At 49.1% G+C, this 6,480-nt stretch carries 8 protein-coding genes; 3 read left to right on the forward strand and 5 right to left on the reverse strand.

The window, feature by feature from the left end; genetic code table 11:
- Window positions 1-8 precede the first annotated feature (8 nt).
- Genes PSI9734_RS11195 through serA form a run of 3 tightly spaced genes read left to right on the forward strand, consistent with a single transcriptional unit; the run spans window position 9 to window position 2,562 of the window.
- Complete coding sequence (locus PSI9734_RS11195; protein ID WP_173921213.1) at window positions 9-596, forward strand: 5-formyltetrahydrofolate cyclo-ligase; 588 nt, start codon at window positions 9-11, stop codon at window positions 594-596.
- 45 nt (window positions 597-641) lie between these two features.
- Complete coding sequence (gene rpiA / locus PSI9734_RS11200; RefSeq protein ID WP_173921214.1) at window positions 642-1,316, forward strand: ribose-5-phosphate isomerase RpiA; 675 nt, start codon at window positions 642-644, stop codon at window positions 1,314-1,316.
- A 4-nt stretch (window positions 1,317-1,320) separates the two neighbouring features.
- A complete protein-coding gene (gene serA, locus PSI9734_RS11205) occupies window positions 1,321-2,562 on the forward strand; it encodes a phosphoglycerate dehydrogenase (protein ID WP_173921215.1) in 1,242 nt (413 codons plus the stop codon).
- A 192-nt stretch (window positions 2,563-2,754) separates the two neighbouring features.
- On the opposite strand, the gene PSI9734_RS11210 is transcribed toward serA, so the two are convergent.
- The 5 genes from PSI9734_RS11210 to PSI9734_RS11230 all read right to left on the reverse strand — a co-directional run.
- Window positions 2,755-3,183, reverse strand: coding sequence for a hypothetical protein (locus tag PSI9734_RS11210; protein ID WP_173921216.1), 429 nt, complete (start codon window positions 3,181-3,183; stop codon window positions 2,755-2,757).
- A gap of 10 nt (window positions 3,184-3,193) precedes the next feature.
- Entirely contained in the window at window positions 3,194-4,420 is a 1,227-nt protein-coding gene (locus PSI9734_RS11215) for an RHS repeat domain-containing protein (protein WP_173921217.1), read from the reverse strand.
- 13 nt (window positions 4,421-4,433) lie between these two features.
- Window positions 4,434-4,874: a magnesium chelatase domain-containing protein gene (locus PSI9734_RS11220; RefSeq protein WP_246194930.1), complete on the reverse strand. Its 441-nt coding sequence runs from the start codon at window positions 4,872-4,874 to the stop codon at window positions 4,434-4,436.
- Window positions 4,875-5,232: 358 nt separating this feature from the next.
- On the reverse strand, window positions 5,233-5,616 hold the full coding sequence (locus PSI9734_RS11225) for a DUF7668 domain-containing protein (RefSeq protein WP_246194933.1): 384 nt from the start codon (window positions 5,614-5,616) through the stop codon (window positions 5,233-5,235).
- The coding region (locus tag PSI9734_RS11230) for an RHS repeat-associated core domain-containing protein (RefSeq protein ID WP_246194935.1) at window positions 5,616-6,480 on the reverse strand (865 nt) is incomplete at its 5' end. The genes PSI9734_RS11225 and PSI9734_RS11230, both read right to left, overlap by 1 nt.

Genomic DNA, 6,480 nt, shown 5'->3' on the forward strand with positions numbered 1-6,480 from the left:
GCAGCGACATGGACCGACAGCAATTACGAAAACACCTGCTTAAGCAGCGCCAAGCTCTAACTTCACAGCAACGTAACCACGGCGCTGCACAGGTGCTTGCGCATTTAAGTCAACTACCGGAACTGCAGCGCCCTCGTCGCTTAGCCAGTTATCACAGTGTTCGAGCTGAGCTACCTACGGCAGCCATTAACACCTCGTTGCAACAGCAGGGGCATCAACTAGCGTTGCCCGTATTGCACCCTGTGAATACCAATCATCTGTTGTTCTTACATGTTCACGCGGGTACATGTTGGCAAAATAATAGCTATGGCATTCCCGAGCCACGTCTTGCCTGCACCGATATTGTCCCCTTAGCGGAGCTCACTCTTCTGCTGGTTCCGCTGGTAGGTTTTGACAACAACGGCAACCGCATGGGCATGGGGGGTGGTTTTTATGATCGAACCCTCGCGGCTTGGCATGCGGGGCAGCTTCCACACCTACACCCTATTGGTCTAGCATTCGACTGCCAACACGTCGAGCGCCTGCCAAACGAAGCATGGGATGTCCCCCTTCCGCGTGTGATCACCCCCGCGAAAATATGGGATTTCCGCAGCTAAAACTGTATACTCAAAAGCCATAGCCCACTCATTCAGGAAGCAGGCATGGCGTCCGCACAAGAACAACTCAAACAACAGGCTGCACAAGCCGCTTATGCGCATGTAAAAGAGCATTTCAAAGCCGGCTCGGTGATCGGCGTTGGCACTGGGTCAACGGTCAATTATTTCATCGATGCACTCGCAGAAATGAAACACGATATCGACGCTGCAGTATCAAGCTCAGACGCGTCTACCAAGCGCTTGCAGTCGCATGGCATTCGCGTGGTGGACCTCAATAGTGTCGCAGATGTGCCTATTTATGTGGATGGCGCCGATGAGATAGATGAGCACCTACGCATGGTAAAGGGCGGCGGCGGTGCGCTCACGCGCGAGAAAATAATTGCAGCAGTGGCACAGCAATTTGTCTGTATTGTCGATACCTCCAAACAGGTGGGTCGTCTAGGCCGCTTCCCTATTCCGGTAGAGGTCATTCCTATGGCTCGTTCCTATGTGGGCCGCGAAATTGTAAAGATCGGTGGTGACCCCGTTTGGCGTGAGGGCACTGTCACCGATAACGGGAATTGGATCCTCGACATACATAACCTAGATATACTCGACCCAGTGCAGCTTGAGCAGCAACTCAATAACATTGTCGGTGTGGTTAGCAACGGTTTGTTTGCCCATCGCGGCGCAGATCTCGCGCTTGTCGCAAGTTCCTCCGGTATCGAGACAGTGAAATAACCGCATGAGCCAAGTATCGTTAGCCAAAGACCGTATTAAATTTTTATTGCTAGAAGGCGTGCACGAGAGTGCCGTAGAAATTCTCAAACAGCGCGGCTACCACTCCATCGAGTACATTACGACTGCACTTGATGAAGCCGAATTGTGTGACAAAGTTCGTGATGCTCACTTTATTGGTATCCGTTCGCGCACCCAGCTGACCGAAAAAGTATTTGCCGCTGCCGAAAAACTAATTGGGGTTGGCTGTTTTTGTATCGGCACCAATCAAGTTGATTTAGTAGCTGCGCGTAACCACGGCGTCGTGGTCTTCAATGCACCTTTTTCAAATACCCGCAGTGTCGCCGAATTGGTACTTGCGGAGATCATCATGTTGCTACGCCGCATACCTGAAAAAAATGCCGCTGCGCACCGAGGCGAGTGGTATAAGACTGCCACCGGTAGCTTTGAAGCCCGTGGCAAAGTGCTTGGTATTGTTGGCTACGGCCATATCGGTAGCCAGTTAAGTATTTTGGCAGAGCAGTTAGGCATGCAGGTGCGTTTTTACGATGTTGAAAGCAAACTGCCGCTTGGTAACGCGAGTTCGGTCGCTTCACTTGATGCCCTATTGCAGCAATCTGACGTGGTCACCCTGCATGTGCCAGAAACGGCTCAGACTCAATGGATGATTGATGCGCCGCAACTGACGAAAATGAAGCCTGGTGCGTTGCTCGTTAATGCCTCGCGCGGCACCGTTGTCGTTATCGATGCCCTTGCCGAAGCGCTACGTAGTGGTCATTTGGCGGGTGCTGCTATTGATGTATTCCCGGTTGAGCCGAGCAGTAATAAGGAGGTTTTTGAGTCACCACTACGCGAACTCGATAACTGTATACTCACGCCGCATGTCGGCGGCTCCACCCAGGAAGCGCAAGAAAATATCGGTGTCGAAGTGGCTGGCAAGCTCGCACATTATTCAGACAATGGCTCGACGTTATCGGCAGTTAACTTTCCTGAGGTGTCCTTACCGACGCATCACGGTGCGCGGCGCTTACTGCACATTCATCAGAATCGCCCCGGTATGCTGACCCGTATTAACCAGTTATTAGCGGAGCAAAACATCAACGTATCGGGGCAGTACCTGCAAACCGATGCCGATGTTGGCTATGTGGTCATTGACATCGACACGCCAGCTGATAGCGATATCGCCGACACCTTACTTGATGCTATGCGGGCCATTGAGGGCACCATCCGCGCACGGGTGCTTTACTGAAATCGCTGTTAGCTTGTGTAGTTCTGAGCGTTGGCCGCATCCGGTGCAAAGCTGTAATCTGACGCTGTCGCAACTGACCCTCCACTTCGGAGGCCGACGGGATGATCACATCGACCTATGAAAACTTGCCTGACACAGAATATTGAACATCCTCACACAGAATATTGAACACCCTTCTCTAAATTTACAAAGTTACGGGAGCTCGAAATATCGTCTGTATCTTTTAATTTTACACAGCTTTTCATTGCAAAACTCTAGCGTTATATTGTCAAAAAAATATATTGAGTTGACAAAGAACTTCCATTTCCTGGCATTCTCCAAAGATCGATATTCTAAGTCATTTAAACTTACTTCAATTTCCTGAGGGGGTGCATCTTTCTGTGTGTATATCTCTATTTTTACCGGGATGTTTAATTTTTCTATACCTACAGACTTGAAGGCGCTAGGCAATCTTTTAAATACTTCATTTTGAGACATACCAATACTTAATTCATAAGCGCTTCCTTGTTCAATCGTGGAGTTTATACTGCTAACATATAGAAACGCAATTCCCGTAATAATTAGTACAAATAAAAGCATACCTACCATTTTAAGAACCCCATTTACAAATTTAAATATCATATTTAAATCCTCAACAACTAGCTTTCTTTATCCTAGTTCCAGTACAAGTAACCTTATTTTTGAAGGTAACTCTATTGGTAACTTTGCTTCCCGGCTGGGGTATGCCGTTATTCACAAAAGGCGCTCCACCATCTGCGTTTTGAGCAACAGCACCCGCCCCTGTATTACTATTAGCCCCTCCCTGCCATTCCGGTATGTAGTTATACTCATTATCTTCAACTAGAGAAGTTGCCAGATATTCAACTGACGAATCTGAAGCATTGATTTGCCTATAACTTGCTCCTGTTTCGGCGTCACTCAAAGAAAACCAATGATTTTTGTCCGCCTCCTGGACTTCCCCGTATACTCTTCCCATATTTCCAGACTCGTTCTTACCAAATGAGATAACCGTAGCATTTTTATCACCCGGATATTCTGCGTAGATCACTATAAAGTTGTGATTTGGCCAAAATCCACCCGGGTGAGATTCCACTGCTTGTTGCTTACTTAATGGTCTACTTACGAGAAACGATTTTTCACCGCTAGGATCAATCATATTAACCGGATCATTCCTAACATAAGCATACCAGTTCATGCCATCTTTGTAGCCGATGGGGTCGGTTTGCATAAACCGGCCTAGCCGCGGGTGGTAAACCCGTGCTTTGTAGTAGTACAGCTCGGTGCCCGGAATGAGGATTTGTCCGGTAAAACGAAAGCGTGCGTCACTGCTGTTCTTCGGATTGCCGTAGGCATCGTACTGATGTGCTTGCAACAGGCCGCCATTAGCGGTCATCTCGGCGATGATGCTGCCGCGCTCATCCGCCAGCAGATAACGGCGGGCATTTACCCCAGCACCTTCGTAACGAATGACCGGGTCATCGTTGCCAAGGCCATGAATAAAGCGGCGCAACAGCGTACCGTTGCTGTGATACTCCGCCACCAGCTCGTCGCCATCGTACAAATAATCGATGCTTTCGCCGTTGTGTACCGTACGCGTTAAGCGACCGGTAGCATCGTAGCTAAAGGCGACCGAATCGTCAGGGCCGTTCGCTGTAACCAGGCGATTGTGGGCATCGTAAACATAACTCCACCCGTCAAAGCCAGTAAGGTTGCCCGCACTGGTGTAACTCGCGTACTCCGGCGCACCATCTACAGTGACTTGCGTATACTGATTAAGGTTATTCACGCTGTAAAACTCAGTGCTAAGCGTCGGCACCTGAATTTGATAATCTGCGTTACTGACCGTTTTGCTCTGCAACTGACTGGCCGGATTATAGCTGTAACTGCTGTCGTAAAAACCTCTGGTTCAACACCATGCTGACACACAGGGATAGCATGCCCTCAACGCCGCGTAATTCGCCATTTAAGGTGAGTTCGCCATAGAACTCACGAGACACCACTGCGCTTTCGCTCAACTGACTGTCGGCCGCGAGAATCCCAATAGCTATGGCTAAGTCGTAGCGTGCGCCATGTTTAGGTAAGTCCGCCGGTGCCAGGTTAACGGTAATTTTGCTACCTCGGGGAAAGGTAAACTCACTCGCCTGAATAGCCGAGTGTACGCGGTCTCGCGCTTCGCGAACACCGGCTTGCCGCATGCCGACCACCGTAAAGACGGGCAGCCCTGACGCCAGACACACCTCCACCGTCACCAGCGGTGCTTCCATGCCATACAATGCCCGGGTAAACACCCGTGCCAAACTGATCGAGCCCATCGTCACTCCTTTGACTTTCAGCCACAAACGCATTTTGTCCAATCAGTATAACGACCACCAGTGAATGATGCGCCGCCGCAACAACGGATTTTTCCTTACGACATCGCCGTCCTTTTTTGCGAGCGTCACGCAGAATTAAGACCAGCGAAGTGATGAACCGTAAACGGAAGTTAAGCATCAGCATGATCCGACGACTGCACACAAAATTCAATATCCCCGCTGAGAGATTATTTAAAGAGAGGTGTTTTCCAAGCTTTCACTTGCTCAACATAGAGCCCTTTAGCGCGACAGAACTCGCTCAATTCAGCTTCACTCATGGAGCCGGTTTCTAGGAAAATCAGGCCTTACCATTTAGAATCTACTCTACATGAACTGACATTATTTCAAATTCAAACTTGTTGTCTTGCTCATATACTCTCACTGACAGAACTAAATCACTTCCTCCCTCTTGAACCGTGTACAGGTCAACGAGAATATCCCAATATCCTCTCATCCATTGGCATACAGATGTATTCCAAGCTTGATCCGGAAGGCTTGCAAGTTTACATCCATAATCCTCTATATTTTCTTGAATTCGAGTAGCGTCTGACAAACTTATCGGCTTAATACTAGAGTTTGTATTCGTCAATGAATAATCATTAGATTTAATTGCTTCAACAATTAGCCATAATGCGCTTCTCCAAATAGTTGGGATAGGCTGTTGGTTCACTTCATCTTTACTGACAGGTGCATTTAGCGTCATTATTTATCCTTAGAATGAAGATCTTTGTGGCACTCAGTGCAAACTTCCGCGTGATTCTCTGGAATAGTTTGACCGCCATCAGCATGGCGATCAATATGATGCCCTGCCGAGTTTGACGAGTCTATATCAGTATCACAGCCATTTGCGCATTTTCCTCCCTGTTGATCGCGTTTTGCTTCACGTTCGTCTGGTGAGAAAAAGCGCTTTGGATCTCTTTGATCCTTAGGTACTGATCCAGCCCCTCGGGGTGGCTTGGGGAGTGCTCCCTGTTCTGGACCGCTGCTCCAGGGCTCTGGCACGTCAGAGTCATTAAGATCACTATTTGTAGCAGGTGTCGGAGTTGGAGCTATAACACCGTTATCACTCAGAAATCTCTTAAAATCTCGATACCCTCGTTTAGCCGACCACCAAGGGTTCTTAAGGAGTCGAAATAGTGGACGTCTAAAACTTCCGCTCGGGTCCGTCGCATTCAGCGGGTCATTGCCCACATAAGCATACCAATTCATGCCATCTTTGTAGCCGATGGGGTCGGTTTGCATAAACCGGCCTAGCCGCGGATGGTAAACCCGTGCTTTGTAATAGTACAGCTCGGTGCCCGGAATGAGGATTTGTCCCGTGAAACGAAAGCGTGCATCGCTGCTGTTCTTCGGATTGCCATAGGCATCGTACTGATGCGCTTGCAACAGGCCGCCATTGGCGGTCATCTCGGCGATGATGCTGCCGCGCTCATCCGCCAGCAGATAACGGCGGGCATTCACCCCAGAGCCTTCGTAACGAATGACCGGGTCATCGTTGCCAAGGCCATGAATAAAGCGCCGCAACAGCGTACCGTTGCTGTGATACTCAGCCACCAACTCATCGGCG

This window comes from Pseudidiomarina piscicola, assembly GCF_902806985.1.
Lineage (GTDB): Bacteria > Pseudomonadota > Gammaproteobacteria > Enterobacterales > Alteromonadaceae > Pseudidiomarina > Pseudidiomarina piscicola.